Consider the following 17843-nt stretch of genomic DNA (forward strand, 5'->3'; position numbering starts at 1 on the left):
AGTTTAGCATGTCCAGTGGAGCCCTATAAGGGCGGAACGAAATTCATCGGCTTGTTAAATATTTTCCTGCTCAAGCCTTAACCATCCAACTATACGGCCATTTTGAATAGACCAACCATCTTTATCTGATAGGTCATAAACCTCACGCGATGGACTGAAAGGTCCCGGATTCTGTTGAGTAATCTCTATCTTCATAGAGTCTAGATCAATGCCTGAAACGATTGCTACATGGCCATAGGGATTTGTGATTGATGGTTTGAAAATCAAAATATCCCCATATTTAGGAGCGTCAGTACCGCCGTTACGATATTGTAAAAGTCCTCTAGCAGGGTTCAACTCCCCATGCGATACAGTAGGGTCAAAAAAATCTCTCGCGTGCCCATAAGTATCAGGCATTCTATGCCCGAAATGTTCGTAATAGAACCGCTTTACAAATTCAACACACTGGTACTTCAGGCCGAGGTTATAACCATCGCTAGCAAGATTCCTTTCTAATACATGGTTCACTCCTCCGTTAAAATGGACTGTTACGCCATCTAATGAATCAACTATTTCGCCAATTTCTTGATCTCTATTCAAATTCACTGAAGTGATTAGCTTGTATCCAACCACGACGAGCGAAATAGATAATATACAGGCAAGTATGTACTTTTTAATTCTTACAACCTCGATACATGGTGACATTTAACGCCTGCAGTTGCGGGCGACTTGGAGCGCAGCGGAAAGGCGTTCCGACAGCCTGCGCTTGTGTACGCCCAGCATGGGCATGAACTAATGAGGTGAAAGTCCTCTGTAGGAGAGCCTGCTCACCGGGTTACCGGTGATGATAACTACTGGCCGACGGCAAGGGCAACCTCGCGAGGGGTTGTCAGGAGGAAGCCCGAGCGCAACCCTGCGAGCCGACGAACAGAAATCGTATATAAGGCTCAGCTCCGGGGACGAGTTAGCACAAGGTAACGAAGTCCACAGGTTCGAGGAGTAGGGACAATACGGCGGTTGTGCAGGGACAGTTCCTGTTCTTATCTGGGGAGATCTGCGCTACAGGCCGGGGGCGCCCCCAGCGCCACGAGGGGGAACTCGCGCGGTGAAGGTGCAGAAGTCAGCAGAGGGCATAGTACCTGGAATCGGCAGGGAGCCGGAGAGGGGGAAGGCCCGAGCATTAAACAAAGAGTGAGACATCACTACCTTATGAGGATATCCGGTTGTGACAAACGACGTTCAATCCCATAGCGGCAGTGATTTGTTCTCAGCTTTAGTGAGTAACCTGTATGCGCGGAGAACCTGCGTACTGCCTGGAAGCAAGTGCGTTGGAACAAGGGCGCCGCTGGTGTCGATGGTATCTCCATCGAAGACTATCCCCAGTGGATAAAGTCACGCTGGTCCGCACTGCGCCGAGCCCTGGCTGAGAGCTACTACCAGCCCCAACCCGTCAAACGGATCGCAATACCCAAGCCCTCAGGGGGTGAATGCCACCTGGGGGTACCCAGGGTAATGGCACACTGGTATACCGGTTGTGTGTCAGATTTGGTCTGAACTAATACAGGCATTCCAAGGCAAATTATACTTTGATTCTTAATTTGTTCTCGAAATTTCTTTTTAAATTTCTTCTTGTGAGCTTGCTCCATCACAAAGATGTAATCCGCCCACTCGACATCTTCAGTGCTAATGTAAACCTCTGCACCAGTATTTAATCCAGCAGATCGAACATCCCAGTCATCTGTTTCACAAAAGACGGATTCGGCAGTTGGACTTCTCAACTTATTTTGGCTGCACAGGAACAGTATATTTTTCATTTGTTCATCCGACACAGAACATTTAAATACTGATCACCATGGCCAGTATTTCTGGGTTATTTTAACGGCAAACTATTAAAATATTACTGCAAATCAATCTGGTACGATAATTTAGCACTATCGAACCACCTGGAATAATGATTACTGCTACCAGTATCCCAAAAATCACCAATAAATGTAACCCATTGTATTTATTGGTTTTTAATGGGAAGTAAGTCTTCACTGCGAAAATAATGGTCACGGTGACCGAAATTCCGGCTCGTATCTGGTCATATTGCCTATAAACGGTATCACTATTCAGGTAGGCTTATCGTCAGGGCGTTCTCCTTTTCGCCCGTTGATACGCCTTTCCAGTACAGCTGCAGCAGCGCCGCTTGCAGCGATCGAGCCTTGCGCATCCGCGGCGGCACCCGTGCGGAGCAGAAGAGTACTGGCTTGCCGTCTTGACTGCGCTTACCTCCCCATAGTGACCGTACAAGAAGGTAAGCGTTTGCGGTACTGTTCCGGGCTGCACAGGCTTTCGAGGTGCTTGCCTAGCGCTACGTCTTTGTATTGGGGCGGTGCTTGAATGGCCTGAGGATGGTTGGGGGCTGATCGGTTGGGTCCTCCTCCAGTGCCCAGGCTTCGTCCAGCAGTTGCAGTAAACGCACGGCCCGCATCACGCGGTTACCCTTGCCGGGCGCAATGTGCAGGTCCACAACCTTATCTCTGATGGCGACCGGCGTGATAATAAAATACCCACCCAGGTTCAGCGGCTGAAACAATCGACAGGGTAATATAGGCATCTTTATAGGCTCCTTGAGTCACCTGTGGCGGAAAGGTGCAGAAAAAGCATATCGCTTTGCACGGTTTCTCTCGCCGCAGGCGTGATCCTTGTGGGGAAAAGAAAAGGAAAACTTGCAGGGTGCGCAGCCAGAGAGGCGGTGCGCGGCTGAAGTAAAAGACCACACCAATCATCACGCAACGCCACAGCACACTCCGCCGCCAGGGGCGAAAGTGACTCGAAAAGCTCGCCTTCAGTGAGACGTTTATTGAAGACGAACGAGTGTATGGCGTATCATTCAAGACAGCCTCGCTAGATAGTCAGTTTATCTATTGGGGTTAGCCATCTCTCGGTGTTATCAGCACCGGGGGGTGGCGTTTTTCTCTTATTTACGCGGTCATGATGCGGTCCTTCTTTTTTGGTTTATTTGTGTATGGATTACCTGCGAGCGCCCCCGTTATCGGGCGCCTCGCGGGGAGAATGATGATCGTTGCGGTATTGGTTATCTATTTATTATTCTTTATTTGCGCCATTGAGGCGGCTGGGCGCTAGGGTAGCAGACTCACGGTATTCGCTTTTTGCAAGGAATTCAATCGGGTTGAAGCTTTAGGCGACGCCAAGTTGCGTTTCCCTCCGGCTGCGTAGCCATTTGCGGTACACCAGGGCATCAGTAATCTGTTTCCTGGGCATTGAGGGCTGGTTTCGGCACGGGGGATAGGGAGAGGAATTTCACCCTCCGAATGGCGTGATTGAATCAACCGTCGTAAGTCGATCCGCAGGTACGGTGATGCGGGGAGGGCGGGCAAGAGACCAACTTTTAGCGCATGAAAGCCTCAGGCGTTTCACTACAAGCATACGTGCGGCGCTGGATATCTATTGCTCGGAAGGGCATTTTTGGATCAATAATTGCCAATTTGCCTGCCTGTTTCTGATACCAGGCAGGTTCATACGACCCAATATCCGTACTGCCTGAATCGGCATTGCCTGTGACGGCGACAGGCCTTGGTATTCCAGCTGGTTGCAGTTATTCAATACCGCTTGCCGTTCCCCGGCACTGAGTGGGTTGCCTGGATTCGCAACCGGGCTGCGCGCTTGCGCTGGCCGACCAAGCGCTCTTTCTGTAGTTCTTTGTGCCAGCGTTGCAGTGTTCGCACACGGTTAGCCAGCTTAGTGCAGGTCTTGTGTCAGGCGGCTTCTGTGATCATTATTTTCAAACAAGTCGATGCCATTTTCCATGATTCTGCTATTAGCGGCGGCTTTTGCTCATACCTTAAAACCATTGCGATGAATATCGAGTGATCGACAGATTTATCCTTGAAAGCAAATGTGATTGAAGTTTACCCCCAAGGGGTAAAGCAATGATGGGCAGCTTGAAAAACTGCCATAACTATTCTGAGACTCGATGGGCATTTGTGATGATCGGCATTCTTTATACTTTACGGGCAGGGCTTAAGGGTGAACCTGCTGTAAAAGTACAAAGGATCTAGACAGATGAAATATTTAATACCGTCTTGCCTGGTAGGGCTTACGCTGCTGCCAGGTATCGCTTTTTCCGCTGAGCAATGGCAGAGTAAAAGTTATTCAGGAGGCGATCAAGTTTGCCTCGATGGTAACTTATACAAGGCTAAATGGTGGGCCAGTGCCTCAAAAAAACCTTCGCCAGATGTTCCAGCATCGGCAGCCGCTGCGAACTGGGGTCAAGAGCCGTGGTTACTGCTTGAATTAAATGCCGGGCAATGTGGTGGCGATACTACTACCAATACAGCACCTGTTGTAGTATTGGATTCACAAAAAATAGTGCAATCACCGGCAGTAGTCACCCTGGACGCCAGTGGCTCTTATGATGAACAGTCTGATGGCTTGACCTATCAATGGAGTCAAACGCAAGGTAGTAAATTACCTTTAAACAATGCTACCCAAGCCAAGGCAATTGTTGAGCTGCCAGTATTATCCGAAGATACTGCTTTTTTATTTGAAGTGGCTGTTTCTGATGGCGTATTCACTTCAACAAAAATAATCACCATTCATGCCAAGGCATCTGAAGCTGATAATCAGGCACCTATAGCCGATGCAGGGGGTGATTTTACCGTTCAGTTGCCCCAGCAAACCATCGAGCTAAATGCATCGGCTTCCAGTGACGTAAATGGCGATAGCTTAACGTATCAATGGGTACAGATTTCAGGGCCTCAAGTTGTACTGCACAATGACAAGACAATGCTCTCATATTTTTCAGCGCCGACATTAAAAGTCGATACTGAGTATACCTTTGAGGTCAGGGTAAGTGATGGTGCAGAGACAGTGTCAGACCGTGTGGTTGTCACTGTCAAATCTGAAGTGATGGGTGGTAACAGCGTTTATCAATATAAGATAGGCCAAATAAATACGGCAGACACACTAGAAGAAGATACCGTGTTTGCTGTTGAGGTTAAAAATTCTACAAGCCTGCTTGTCTTTGAATGCAGTATTCCAACAGGTTGGTTACGAAATTACCAGTGGCCTTACCAGTTGGGGCAATGTGTTAATGAAGTAACAGATATTGTCAAGATCGGCGAAAAAAATGCAGGTACAAAGAAAATTACCCTTCTACAGTCTAGTTACAGAAACCACATTTGGGCAAAAGAGACCGGCACAGAATTCAGTTATCACATAAAACAGTCAGATACTGGACAAGTTGAAACTGTCGAATACCGGGAGAATAGGGTAATTGAAGTTGATTTGTACAAAACAGAGGCTGAGCAAATACAGAATGCACCATTAAATTTAAATCGGATAGCTGAGATTAATAAGCCTGATAAAGTGGATTTAACCCATATCACGATTGCAGGCGACACGTTGACCAATAATACACCTTATGTGTTAAATGAATTGAAGTTGTTGTTGAACAATACAGTTGTCAAGGTGACATTGGAGCCCTCACTGCCGGCGTATTCACAGGCATCCATTGCGACTGAGTGGAGAGGCGCTGAAGTTGTTAACGGTGAAACAATCTCCAACTCCATCATTAACTATAAAGCGCAAAGAGTGCATGATCAGACTGCAAACTCGCGTTATGCAAATAATATAGAGCGGTCGAACGCTGAAAAGGCGCAAATCTACGATCGTTTTATGATGAATTCACCGGAAACGTTACAGGAAGTAACGGAACATCTCAAGACGATTTGCGATGACAATACGGTTTGTAAAAATTATGGTGATACTGTTGAAAACTATGCAGTAGATACCTACTTTGCAAAATCGGTATCTGCATTAAACACAGATTTATGGATTGATAACGATGTATGGGGCCTGGGCACACTGCCGGCATTGAGCTTTTTTGCAACAGCGATGTCAGAGAACAGGCATGTTGTCTGGATGCATCCCGCATTGATGGGTTATATGGCAACGGGTACCTATACCAAGCAGATAGAAGGCTGGCAAGCATTAATCCACGAATATTATCATAATCATGGATTTGGCCATGAAGGTGGTTGGGCGTCAGCAAATGGCATTGATGATTTGTTCGGTAAAAAAGTGGTCGATGATTATTTGATCAATATAGGCACTCAATATATTTCATCAGATATTGCTGTAACGGAGAGCTACGATAAAAACAATGATGAATATATTTTTGATATTTACGGCGATAACACCGATGCTGATGGTTTAAGTTTAAGGCTTTTATCGACGGCTGACTTGCATGTTGAAGTGACTCAGAATAATACCAATCAAATAAGGGTAAAATTCTTAGAAACGCCAATGGCTGGTGTCTATGTTTCTTTCTTTACCGATGATTCACGGCAAATGGCAACCGTTGCGTTTGATTTCACAGTCGAAGTCAATACAAAGTTAGCCTTAGGTAAATTCAATGAGAATATTGCAGGGTTATTATCGGAGTACGATATTGTTTACGTCAGTACAGCAGATGGTGCCTGGGCTGGAGAGTTCTCTTTACCAAGTGGCAATATCCGAAAGGGAAAGTTAATCAATTTTAACCATAAGGCGACCTATTCATCTTCTATTTATCACGATGGACTTCGAGAGATGATAAAAAAAGGGGAAGAGCGAACCTATGAGTTTAATGGGGCACATTGGGAGGCCATATATTAGTGTTCTGGGTCTCTGCTGCAACATTGACTAAATAATCGGGTGTGTTGACAATATCCGCACCCGTAAAGTGGGTATTGTCAATAAGCCACTTAATTTTTAGTCCTTAGAAAAATCTGTGGGTCTGAGCCCCTCTCCTTTCGGGCTTGCCCCCCCTGGTGGGTGGTAGGCGGGTAATGTCCATCCACCTGCGAGAGGGGGTTGGCCCGCTATAAGGCAGTCTAGGACTCCTCGACGTAAGCGCCTGTGTTCCTCCTAGACTGAAGATTTTGGCAGAAAATCACAAAGTGTATCTATTGGCGTGTTTCAGGTAAGGCCTTTTTGGGTAAAAGCGGTCTACCAGGCAGCGGTCCAACAGATGCAGCTAAAGGCTATCTTGAATCAAAGTCACAGGCTTAAGCCCTTCGTGCACTGCAGGGTACGTTTTGTGGAGAGTGATGTTGGCCCTGCGCAATTTGGGCTTGATATCGCCCCCTGTTAAGAACGTCAAGCCCATCTGCTCCGGTTGTCAGAGGCCGGGAGGTCTATGATCAGCAAGGAGTGAGGCGTGGGGGCAGGGGGTGTAGGAGGGCAGAACCAAAGCGCCTGTCCAAGACCCCATTTAAGGCCCTGTACCAATCTGCTAGTATCCCGAATCCCCCATTTCTGTTGGCCGCTCGGATGGCTTCAGGTTAAACGATGCAAGTAAAGATTTGCGGCATTACCCGTGTTGACGATGCCCTTGGGGCTGTTGATGCTGGCGCGGATGCGCTGGGTCTGGTGTTCTACAAGGCGAGCCCGCGCTATATTGGCCTTCAGGCCGCTGCCGCCATCGCCGCTGCGGTGCCTCCCTTCGTTACCCTCACCGGCCTGTTTGTGGATGCCGCCCAGAGCGAGGTGGATCAAGCGCTGGAATGTGTACCTCTTAATCTCTTGCAGTTCCATGGCGAGGAAGGCGCGCGCTATTGTGAGCAGTTTCGACGGCCTTATATTAAGGCCTTGCGTATGAGAGAGGATTTGGAGATATCCGCAGCAATGGCACAGCACCCCAACGCACGGGGTTTCCTGTTGGACGCCTATCGCGCGGGCGTTCCCGGAGGTACCGGAGAGACCTTTGACTGGGACAGGGTACCCCAAAACAGCGGCTGCCCGATTGTCCTTGCCGGTGGCCTGAAGGCGGAGAATGTCGCTGCGGCAATCGCTGCTGCCCGCCCCCAGGGGGTGGATGTCAGCGGTGGGGTAGAGCAGTCGCCAGGCCTTAAAGACCCGCGCAAAGTCACTGCATTTATCCGTGCAGCGAAGGGCCACTAGGCCGGTAAAACAGCGATGAGCGGCACTGGACAGTGCCGCCGGCAGCAGCCGGCGCGAGGCTGAAAAGGCCAGCAGATCCACGTATCTGCGCCAGTCTTTACAGGCGACATTCAAACAGTTCAGGACGAACTGTTTGAATTCGGGTAAAAAAGAACCCTAGAGATCGACGGAGTAGACGTGTGAGTAAACCAGGTGCTATTGATTTTTCCACCTTCCCGGATGCCAGCGGGCATTTCGGCCCCTATGGCGGCCGCTTTGTTTCGGAGACGCTGATCAGCGCACTGGATGAATTACAGGCGATGTACAGTCGCCTGAAAGAGGATCCGGAATTTGTCGCTGCCCTTGACCGCGATCTGGCGCACTATGTCGGGCGGCCATCGCCACTGTATCTTGCCGAGCGCTTGACAGAGCAGGCCGGTGGGGCGCGTATCTGGCTTAAACGCGAAGACCTCAACCACACGGGTGCGCACAAGATAAACAATGCGGTTGGCCAGGCCCTGCTGGCCAAACATAGCGGCAAGACCCGGGTGATTGCCGAGACGGGGGCTGGTCAGCACGGTGTGGCGTCGGCCACTGTCGCCGCGCGGCTTGGGCTGCAGTGTGTTGTGTATATGGGGTCGGAAGATGTCAAGCGCCAGTCTCCTAATGTCTACCGCATGAAGCTGCTTGGCGCTGAAGTGGTACCGGTGGAATCCGGTTCCAAGACCCTCAAGGACGCCATGAACGAAGCCATGCGCGACTGGGTCACCAATGTGGACAATACCTTCTACATCATTGGTACCGCAGCAGGCCCCCATCCGTATCCGCAGTTGGTGCGGGATTTCAACGCCATTATTGGCCGTGAGGCGCACAGCCAGAGCCTGGCGCAGTTTGGCCGCTTACCCGATGCCCTGGTGGCCTGTGTTGGCGGCGGGTCCAATGCCATCGGTCTGTTTCACCCCTTCCTGAATGCGGCTGAAGTGAAGATGTTTGGTGTCGAGGCCGGTGGCGAGGGTCTGGCTTCTGGTCGGCACGCGGCTCCGCTGAATGACGGTATTCCCGGTGTGTTGCACGGTAACCGCACTTACCTGATGGAGGATGACGACGGCCAGATTATCGAGACCCATTCCGTGTCTGCGGGGCTCGATTACCCGGGAGTGGGGCCAGAGCACGCCTGGCTCAAGGATATCGGGCGGGTCGAATATGTCACCGCCGATGATACGGAGGCGCTCGACGCCTTCCGCCGCCTCACCCGTACCGAGGGTATACTGCCGGCGCTGGAGTCCAGTCATGCGGTGGCTTTCGCGCTGAAACTGGCGGTCGATATGGCGCCGGAGCAAAATATCGTTGTGAACCTCTCCGGTCGCGGCGACAAGGATATTTTTACCGTTGCTGCGATCGACGGCATTGAGGTTTAACCATTCCAAAACCGCTTTACAGTGTGGGGTTGGGTTGCACAATATTGATTGAATGCACTGGTGTCGGGCCGGGAGTAGCTCAGGGAATACATGTGACAGAACAAAACAGAATTGATCGCCGCTTTGCTGCGCTGGGCAGAGAGGGTCGCAAGGCCCTGGTAACTTACCTTGTTGCCGGGGATGGCGGGCTCGGGAATACGGTTCCCCTGATGCACCAGTTGGTGGCGAACGGGGCGGATGTGATTGAGTTGGGGGTGCCTTTTTCCGACCCCATGGCGGAGGGGCCAGTGATCCAGAAAGGCCATGAACGGGCTCTGGCCAATGGCGCCTCGCTGCGCAAGTGCCTGGCGCTGGTGCAGGCGTTCCGCCAAGTGGATAAGGAGACCCCGGTGATTCTGATGGGTTACGCCAATCCTATCCAGCGCATGGGCGAGCGGGCGTTTGCCGATGCCGCCTGTGAGGCCGGAGTTGACGGCGCGCTCACCGTGGATTTGCCGGCGGAGGAAGCGGGGCCGCTCAATGGACTGTTGGCGGAGCGCGATCTGCGCAATATTTTTCTGCTGACGCCCACCACCAGTGATGCGCGTATCCGGGAAATTTCCGCCCTGGCCAGTGGTTTTGTTTACTATGTATCCCTGAAAGGGGTAACCGGAGCCGGTCACCTGGACCTGGACTCTGTACGCAATAACTTAGCCCATATCCGCCGCTTTACCGATCTGCCCCTGTGTGTGGGCTTCGGCATCAAGGATGGCGCATCGGCGCGCGCTGTCAGCGCCCACGGAGAGGGTGCAGTAGTCGGTAGCGTATTGGTATCGGCGATTGATGAAGCACCGGACCTGGTGGCGGCCAAGGAGCGGGTTGGGGCGATTGTCAGCGAAATGCGCCAAGCCCTGGACCGGTAAGCGCGGCCCTGCGTTCAGGCACTGGACTGGCCAGAAAGCCAAAAACAGCGGCTGATGTGGCCGGGTTCGGTGCTCAGCTTAGTGTTTTAATTCGCAGCCTGAAACTCACCGGTCGGTACAATACATCGGCCTACTGAAAGCATCCGGATTTGGAAACGAGATGAGCTGGTTAGAAAAAATTGTTCCCTCAGTCATTCGCACCGAGCGCCGCACCGGCAGCAGCAAGGTGCCCGAGGGGGTGTGGAGAAAGTGTGTCAAGTGTGATGCGATGCTTTACCGCCCGGAGCTGGAACGCAATCTGGATGTTTGCCCCAAGTGTGACCACCATATGCGCATCGGTGCCCGTCGCCGGCTGGATATCTTTCTCGATGAGGCAGGGCGGGAGGAACTCGCCAGCGATGTGCTACCCGTGGATCGCCTGAAGTTCAAGGACGTCAAGAAGTATAAGGACCGCCTTTTGCAAGCGCAAAAAGCCACGGGTGAAAAAGATGCGCTGGTGGCCATGCAGGGCACCCTGAAGGGGGCGCCGCTGATTGCAGTGGCGTTTGAGTTCGCTTTTCACGGCGGCTCCATGGGCTATGTGGTCGGAGAGCGCTTTACCCGTGCGGCCCAGCGCGCCCTGGAGCAGCGGATACCGCTGGTGTGCTTCTCTGCGACTGGTGGCGCGCGCATGCAAGAGGCGTTGATCTCGTTGATGCAGATGGCGAAAACCTCCGCGGTGCTCGAAAAACTGAAGATGGCGGGGGTGCCCTATTTCTCCATCATGACCGATCCGGTTTACGGTGGTGTCTCCGCCTCCCTGGCGCTGCTGGGGGATATCAACGCGGCGGAGCCCGGTGCCCGCGCCGGTTTTGCCGGGCCCAATATTATCGAGCAGACCATTCGTCAGAAACTGCCCAAAGGGTTCCAGCGCAGTGAGTTTTTGCTGGAGCACGGCGCGATTGATCTGATCATTTCGCGCAGGGATATGCGCTCAACGGTATCGCGCCTGCTGGGTAAGCTGAGCGGCAACTGATGTCCGGTTGCCGGTCATCTTTGTCGCTGTGTTGCCACCCTTTGTGACTTGTCCAACGATGCTTTCATTACAAGACTGGCTCGATCGCCTGGAGCGCTTGCATCCCACTGAAATTGAGCTGGGTCTGGAGCGTGTCTCCAGTGTGGCCGGTGCATTGGGCGTTCAGAAACCCGCCCCAACGGTGATTACGGTTGCCGGGACCAATGGCAAGGGCACCTGTGTGGCTGTGATGGAAGCCCTGCTGTGCAGTGCCGGTCGATCTGTCGCTGCCTACAGCTCCCCGCACCTGCTGCGCTTTAATGAGCGGATTCGTATCAACGGCGGGGCGGTGTCTGATAATGACCTGGTCGGCGCCTTTGAAGTGGTGGAGGCCGCCCGTGGTGAGATCAGCCTGACCTACTTTGAATTCACCACTCTGGCGGCGCTGTGGCTCTTCCAGCGCGCCGGCGTTGCGTTCGCCCTGTTGGAAGTCGGCCTCGGTGGGCGCCTGGACGCGGTCAATCTGGTGGATACGGATCTGGCCATTATCACCAGTGTGGCCATGGATCACGAGGACTGGCTGGGCAGCGATCGGGAAATGATTGGTGGTGAAAAGGCCGGAATTTTACGCCCGGATATCCCCTTTGTCTGTGCGGACAGGGCACCGCCGCAATCCGTTGTGTCCGCAGCGGAAAACCACGCTGGTTTCAGCTACTTTATTGATCGGGATTTCACTGTGACGACTGGCAGTGGCGGGGGCCTTTATGCGTTTGGCACGCTGGCGCTGACAATCCCGCCCATCAGTTTGTCATATGCCAGCACTGCTGCCGCAATTACTGCCCTGGCGCTGCTCAATGTTCTGCCACAGCAGAACACCGAGGCAGTATTGTCCCGCATAGCACTACCGGGACGCTGTCAGCAGGTACAGTGGCGTGAACGCACGCTGTTGCTGGATGTTGGTCACAACCCCGCTGCTGCGGCGCACCTGGCGCGCTGGCTGGAATCCAACCGGGTGGCGGGGGAGACCCATGCCCTGGTGGCAGCTATGGCGGATAAGGACCTGGGTGGTTTGTTTGCCCCACTGCGGCCCCTGGTAGACCGCTGGCACCCGGCGCTGTTGCCGGGCAATATCCGCGCTGCGGGGGCCAAGGCCCTCTGCACCGGTCTGGAGGCGGCGGGTGTCGAGGTAACGAAAGTGGATGGCCGCTGTCCAACGGTTGCCGGTGGGTTGCAACGGTTGCTGCTGACCATGGGTCCGCAGGACAGGTTGCTTGTATTTGGATCCTTCTTTACTGTGGCGGAAGTTCTGCAGCAGATACGAGACGAGGGTAATGAAGAATTGCGAGGACAAGTCCTCCCCTAAGGGGCGACTGAATGACGGCTTCAAGCAGCGTATTGTCGGTGCGCTGGTGCTCGTCGCTCTCGCTGTGATCTTCCTGCCCAGCCTGCTGGATCGTGAAGCAGCGAAAGGCTATATCAGTGAGGTGAGTCAGATTCCCGCGGAGCCGGATATCCACCCTATCGAGATTGCCAAGCCAGAGCCTGTGAAGGGTGTGTCCCCGGCCCCCCCAGCCGATGCGGCCTTCCAGCCGGCAGTGCCCGAGCAGTTTTCCAACCCACCGGCGCAGGCTGAACAAAGCGCCGCTTCTCCGCCTGCGGATAACCGGGCACAAGACAGCCCAACGTCCAGCAGTAATACCCCTGTTGCGCCAAAAAAGGGTGCTTCACCACTGGTGGATGCCCAGGGCCTGCCGATGGCCTGGGTTGTACAGGTGGCCTCTTATCGGGAGCCCACTCGGGCGGAGCAACTGCGTATACGCTTGATGGATAAAGGTTACCGGGCCTACACTCGTGCAGTACAGACCGACAAGGGACGCCTGGTGCGAGTCCTTGTCGGGCCCAAGATCAATAAGTTGGATGCCCAGGCCCTGAAACGGGAACTGGATACTTTGCTGCAGACGCAAACCCTGATTCTGCGTTTTTAAAGTTCCGTCCGTGTAAGATCTCGGCACAGCTCCCCCGCCAGGGCATCAGCAGGGCGCCGGCCTCCGGCCGTATGTTTGCATTTTTATTCGGTAAAAACTCATGGCTGTATGGCGAATCGCCCAAGAAGTTTTGTCTCTGGGGGATTAAATTCCAGTCGGTTGGCCTACAGCTTCACGCGCTTGGTTCCTTACGTTAGAATGCGCGCTCTTTGCGGCAACAGCCGCCACGCAGGTGGGTTGAATGAATTGGGCTGACTGGATCATTCTGGCAATTGTGGGTATCTCCACGCTCATCGGTCTCGGCCGGGGCTTTGTGCGCGAAACCCTGTCACTACTCACCTGGGTCGCCGCTTTTATTGTTGCCATGTTGTTTCGAGACCAGTTGGCGCCACTGCTTTCCAATCTCGTCGATACCCCCTCCCTGCAGATGATTACCGCCTTTGCCATCCTGTTTTTCGGCACCCTATTAGCGGGTGCGGGCCTGAATACGATGCTCTCCGCTTTTGTCGAGGCCACCGGTTTATCCGGTACCGACCGGGTGCTGGGAGTGGTGTTCGGTCTGGTGCGGGGGGGCATTGTGGTGATGGCGCTATTGATACTGGCGCCGGCGCTGGTGCCGGTGAAACAGGACAGCTGGTGGGGGGATTCGGTGTTGATTGCACATTTCCTTGAGTTCGAGGGCAGTACACGGGCGCTGGCCAAGTCCGTTATGGACTTCTTCGGAACGTTGTTTTAATCGGGTGCTAGCGCCGCTTTCTCGATCAATAAGGTCAAAACTATGTGTGGTATTATCGGTGTCGTCGGTAAGAGTGACGTCAATCTGCAACTCTATGATGGACTCACCCTATTGCAGCACCGGGGTCAGGATGCCGCCGGCATCGTGACCTGTGACGATGATCGTCTGAACCAGCAGAAAGCCAATGGCCTGGTGCGCGATGTGTTCCGAGCGCGCCATATGGAGCGTTTGAAGGGTAATTTTGGCATCGGTCATGTGCGCTATCCCACTGCAGGCAGTTCAGGCCCTGCACTGGCGCAGCCGTTTTATGTGAACTCCCCCTACGGCATTGCCATGGCCCACAATGGCAATCTCACCAATATGCGCGAGGTGGTGGACGAGATCTTCCAGCAGGACCTGCGCCATATCAATACCGATTCCGATTCCGAAGTGCTGCTGAATGTCTTCGCCCACGAGCTGCACAAACTGCACAAGCTGCAGCCCAAAGCGGAAGATATCTTTACCGCCATGCGCGGCGTGCACAAGCGCGTGCGCGGTGCCTATGCCTGTGTGGCCCTGATTGTGGGTTACGGTATCGTCGCCTTTCGCGACCCAAACGGCATTCGCCCGCTGGTGTATGGCAAGCGCGAAACGGACAAGGGCACCGAGTATATGGTGGCCTCCGAATCCGTGGCCCTGGATGTGCTCGGTTACACCCTGGTGCGCGATGTGGCACCCGGTGAGGCGATTTATATCGAGCTTGACGGCACAGTGCATTCCGAGCAGTGCGCCAGGAACCCATCCCTCACCCCCTGTATTTTTGAACATGTGTACTTTGCGCGCCCGGATTCCATTATGGACGGTGTGTCTGTACACAAGGCGCGCCTGCGCCAGGGGGAGCACCTGGCGGACAAGATCCTGCGTCTGTGCCCGGACCACGATATCGATGTGGTGATCCCCATCCCCGATTCTGCCCGCACCGCCGGCCAGACAGTGGCCTACCGTCTGGACGTGAAGTTCCGTGAGGGTATGGTGAAAAATCGTTATATCGGCCGTACCTTTATCATGCCCGGGCAGAGGCAACGCAAAAAATCTGTGCGCCAGAAACTCAATGCGATCGAGCTGGAATTCCGCGGCAAGAACGTCCTGCTGGTGGATGACTCCATTGTACGCGGTACCACCTGCAAGCAGATTATCCAAATGGCCCGCGATGCCGGTGCCGCCAAGGTATATTTCGCCAGCGCCGCCCCCGCGGTGAAATACCCCAATGTATACGGTATCGACATGCCGTCCGCCAGCGAACTGGTGGCCCATGGGCGCACCACCGAGGAGATCTGTGCAGAAATCGGTGCAGACTGGCTGATCTACCAGGACCTGGAAGATCTGGTGGTCAGCTCCAGCGGTGGTGACCAGAGGATCGACCGTTTCGATTGTTCCGTATTCGACGGCAACTACATTACCTGCGATGTGGACGATCAGTACCTCGACGACCTGCACACGGCGCGCAATGATAATGCCAAACACAAGAAGGTCGATACCAGTGCCCTGTAGGTGATCCTCCAGTGCGCGCTCTTCAGCAGAAGAGCGCGCCATAGAGGGGCGTTTCAGGTAAGATGACCGCTTCGGTAAATACTGACCAGGAAGCGGTATATGCTTGAAGACGACAATTACGCTCTGGAAACCCTGGCGGTGCGTGCCGGGCAGGTCCGCTCGCCGGAGGGCGAACACTCCGAGGCGCTCTATCTCACCTCCAGCTACGTTTTTCCCTCCGCCGCGGAAGCCGCCAGACGTTTTTCCGGTGAGAGTGCCGGCAACGTCTACTCCCGCTATACCAACCCCACCGTGCGCATGTTTGAAGCGCGCATTGCCGCTTTAGAGGGTGGCGAGGCCGCAGTGGCGACAGCCAGTGGCATGGCTGCCATTCTCAGTATTTGCATGGCCCTGCTGAAAAGCGGCGACAGCGTGGTCTGCTCCCGCAGTGTGTTCGGTACCACCACGGCGCTGTTCGGGCGCTATATGGAAAAGTTCGGTGTGCGTGTGCGCTACGTGGACCTTACCGATATGGACGCGTGGGAACAGGCGGTGGACGGTTCCACCAGGCTGCTGTTTATGGAAACCCCTTCCAACCCGCTCTGCGAAGTGGCGGATATCCGCGCCCTGGCGAAAGTGGCCCACGGTGCCGGTGCGCTGCTGGTGGTGGACAACTGTTTCTGCACCCCGGCCCTGCAGCGCCCGCTGGCGCTCGGTGCCGATATCGTGGTGCACTCCGCGACAAAGTTCCTCGATGGCCAGGGCCGCGCCCTGGGCGGCGTCGCCGTGGGTGGCGAGGCAATCATGGACGCGTTGGTGGTTTTCCTGCGCACCGCCGGGCCCAGTATGAGTCCGTTTAACGCCTGGGTGTTTCTCAAGGGGCTGGAGACATTGAGCCTGCGTATGCAGGCACACTGCACCAACGCGTTGGATCTGGCCTGGTGGCTGGATGAGCAGGAGCAGGTGGAGCGGGTCAATTACACCGGTCTGCCCAAACATCCCCAGCACCGACTTGCCCGCGAGCAGCAGGCCGCTTTCGGCGCGGTACTGAGTTTTACCGTGCGCGGTGGTCGCGAGCAGGCCTGGACTGTGATCGACAGCTGCAGGCTCCTGTCCTGTACGGCCAACCTGGGCGATGCCAAGAGCACCATCGTGCATCCGGCCACCACCACCCACGGGCGCCTCAGCGAAGAAGATAAAAACCGCGCCGGTATCACTGAGAACCTGATCCGCATCTCCGTGGGGCTGGAGAATGTAGAGGACCTCAAGCGCGACCTGATGCGGGGATTGTCCCGGCTGTAAGCGTCGTGATCTGCCGGTAGTGCAGCGGGGGCAGGGCCTCTGCCTATGATAAATAGTGGGGCGACATCACTCGGCGGCGGGCTGGCCATTTGGTGTCTGCCCCTGCCGGAAACGGGGTGCCCTCAGCGGGGCCGCAAAACGGCCTGAGCAACAGTGAGCAGTAATGGATTTGCCGTGCAAAAAATAGTTTCCGCCATCGTTTCCGATGTTGGCCGTGTCCTGTTGGGCAAAGAACGCCAGGTGCAACTGGCGCTGGCCTGCCTGCTGTCAAAAGGCCACCTGCTGATTGAAGATCTGCCCGGCATGGGCAAGACCACCCTGGCGCACGCGCTGGCGCAGGTTTTGGGGCTCTCCTACAAGCGGGTGCAGTTCACCAGCGATATGCTGCCGGCGGATATCCTCGGTGTATCGATCTTTGATCGACAGTCGGGCCAGTTCCATTTCCATGAAGGCCCGGTATTCTGCCAGGTGTTGCTGGCTGACGAAATCAACCGCTCCTCGCCGAAAACCCAGAGCGCCCTGTTGGAAGCCATGGAGGAACGCCAGGTCAGTGCCGATGGCGAGACGCGTAAGCTGCCGCAGCCGTTTTTTGTGATCGCTACCCAGAACCCGCTGCAGCAGTCGGGTACCTTCACCCTGCCGGAGTCCCAACTGGACCGTTTCCTGATGCGTATCAGCCTCGGCTATCCCCCCCGCGAGGCGGAGCGGGCCCTGTACCTGGGCGCTGATCCCCGCCGGCAACTGGCTGAAATAAAACCGCGCATTGACAGTAATACCCTGAAGAAAATGCAGCATCTGGTGGGGCAGGTGAAAACCTCTGAAAGCCTGCTGGATTACCTGGAGCGGCTGGTACTGCATACGCGCCGGAGCCCAGACTGCGCCGTGGGTTTGTCGCCGCGGGGTGCCCTGGCGCTGCTGTGTGCGGCGAAAGCCTGGGCCCTGATCCACAACCGCGGTCATGTGCTGCCGGAGGATATCCAGGCGGTTCTGCCCTCTGTAGCCGGACACCGTCTGCAGAGCGACGGTGGCAAAGGCGATCAACTGGTAGAGCGCCTGATGCGCCAAGTGGATATTATTGCGGCCTGAGCA

At 54.5% G+C, this 17843-nt stretch carries 14 protein-coding genes; 12 read left to right on the forward strand and 2 right to left on the reverse strand.

Annotation, left to right across the window (positions count from 1 at the left end; all coding sequences use genetic code 11):
- Positions 1–54: 54 nt before the first annotated feature.
- The gene (locus ACL7TT_RS00485) at positions 55–684 is read right to left on the reverse strand and encodes a CHAP domain-containing protein (protein ID WP_413392252.1); all 630 of its coding nucleotides are present in this window, start codon (positions 682–684) and stop codon (positions 55–57) included.
- Between the two features lie 618 nt (positions 685–1302).
- Between ACL7TT_RS00485 and ACL7TT_RS00490 the strand changes: the two genes are divergently transcribed.
- Positions 1303–1533, forward strand: coding sequence for a hypothetical protein (locus ACL7TT_RS00490; protein WP_413392254.1), 231 nt, complete (start codon positions 1303–1305; stop codon positions 1531–1533).
- A gap of 799 nt (positions 1534–2332) precedes the next feature.
- Here ACL7TT_RS00490 and ACL7TT_RS00495 read toward each other — a convergent pair.
- Positions 2333–2578, reverse strand: a complete 246-nt coding sequence (locus ACL7TT_RS00495) for a hypothetical protein (RefSeq protein ID WP_413392256.1) — start codon at positions 2576–2578, stop codon at positions 2333–2335.
- Between the two features lie 1469 nt (positions 2579–4047).
- On the opposite strand from ACL7TT_RS00495, the gene ACL7TT_RS00500 reads away from it, so the two are divergent.
- The 11 genes from ACL7TT_RS00500 (at position 4048) to ACL7TT_RS00550 (ending at position 17840) form a co-directional block, all read left to right on the forward strand.
- A complete protein-coding gene (locus ACL7TT_RS00500; protein ID WP_413392258.1) occupies positions 4048–6642 on the forward strand; it encodes a PKD domain-containing protein in 2595 nt (864 codons plus the stop codon).
- A 675-nt stretch (positions 6643–7317) separates the two neighbouring features.
- Complete coding sequence (locus tag ACL7TT_RS00505) at positions 7318–7929, forward strand: phosphoribosylanthranilate isomerase (RefSeq protein ID WP_413392260.1); 612 nt, start codon at positions 7318–7320, stop codon at positions 7927–7929.
- Positions 7930–8108: 179 nt separating this feature from the next.
- On the forward strand, positions 8109–9326 hold the full coding sequence (gene trpB, locus ACL7TT_RS00510) for a tryptophan synthase subunit beta (RefSeq protein ID WP_299940895.1): 1218 nt from the start codon (positions 8109–8111) through the stop codon (positions 9324–9326).
- A gap of 92 nt (positions 9327–9418) precedes the next feature.
- Entirely contained in the window at positions 9419–10228 is an 810-nt protein-coding gene (gene trpA / locus ACL7TT_RS00515; RefSeq protein WP_299940892.1) for a tryptophan synthase subunit alpha, read from the forward strand.
- Positions 10229–10388: 160 nt separating this feature from the next.
- On the forward strand, positions 10389–11243 hold the full coding sequence (gene accD, locus ACL7TT_RS00520; protein WP_299940890.1) for an acetyl-CoA carboxylase, carboxyltransferase subunit beta: 855 nt from the start codon (positions 10389–10391) through the stop codon (positions 11241–11243).
- 58 nt (positions 11244–11301) lie between these two features.
- Positions 11302–12585 carry a bifunctional folylpolyglutamate synthase/dihydrofolate synthase gene (locus ACL7TT_RS00525; RefSeq protein ID WP_413392263.1) on the forward strand — a complete coding sequence of 428 codons (1284 nt, stop codon included), beginning with the start codon at positions 11302–11304 and terminating at the stop codon, positions 12583–12585.
- Positions 12554–13207 carry an SPOR domain-containing protein gene (locus ACL7TT_RS00530; protein WP_413392265.1) on the forward strand — a complete coding sequence of 218 codons (654 nt, stop codon included), beginning with the start codon at positions 12554–12556 and terminating at the stop codon, positions 13205–13207. The genes ACL7TT_RS00525 and ACL7TT_RS00530 overlap by 32 nt, the downstream gene beginning before the upstream one ends.
- Positions 13208–13448: 241 nt before the next feature.
- On the forward strand, positions 13449–13943 hold the full coding sequence (locus tag ACL7TT_RS00535) for a CvpA family protein (protein WP_413392267.1): 495 nt from the start codon (positions 13449–13451) through the stop codon (positions 13941–13943).
- A gap of 42 nt (positions 13944–13985) precedes the next feature.
- Positions 13986–15473, forward strand: a complete 1488-nt coding sequence (purF, locus tag ACL7TT_RS00540; protein WP_413392269.1) for an amidophosphoribosyltransferase — start codon at positions 13986–13988, stop codon at positions 15471–15473.
- Between the two features lie 99 nt (positions 15474–15572).
- Entirely contained in the window at positions 15573–16754 is a 1182-nt protein-coding gene (locus ACL7TT_RS00545; RefSeq protein WP_413392271.1) for an O-succinylhomoserine sulfhydrylase, read from the forward strand.
- A 174-nt stretch (positions 16755–16928) separates the two neighbouring features.
- Positions 16929–17840: an AAA family ATPase gene (locus ACL7TT_RS00550; protein WP_413392273.1), complete on the forward strand. Its 912-nt coding sequence runs from the start codon at positions 16929–16931 to the stop codon at positions 17838–17840.
- Positions 17841–17843: the final 3 nt, after the last annotated feature.

Source organism: Microbulbifer jejuensis (genome assembly GCF_047289955.1).
GTDB lineage: Bacteria > Pseudomonadota > Gammaproteobacteria > Pseudomonadales > Cellvibrionaceae > Microbulbifer.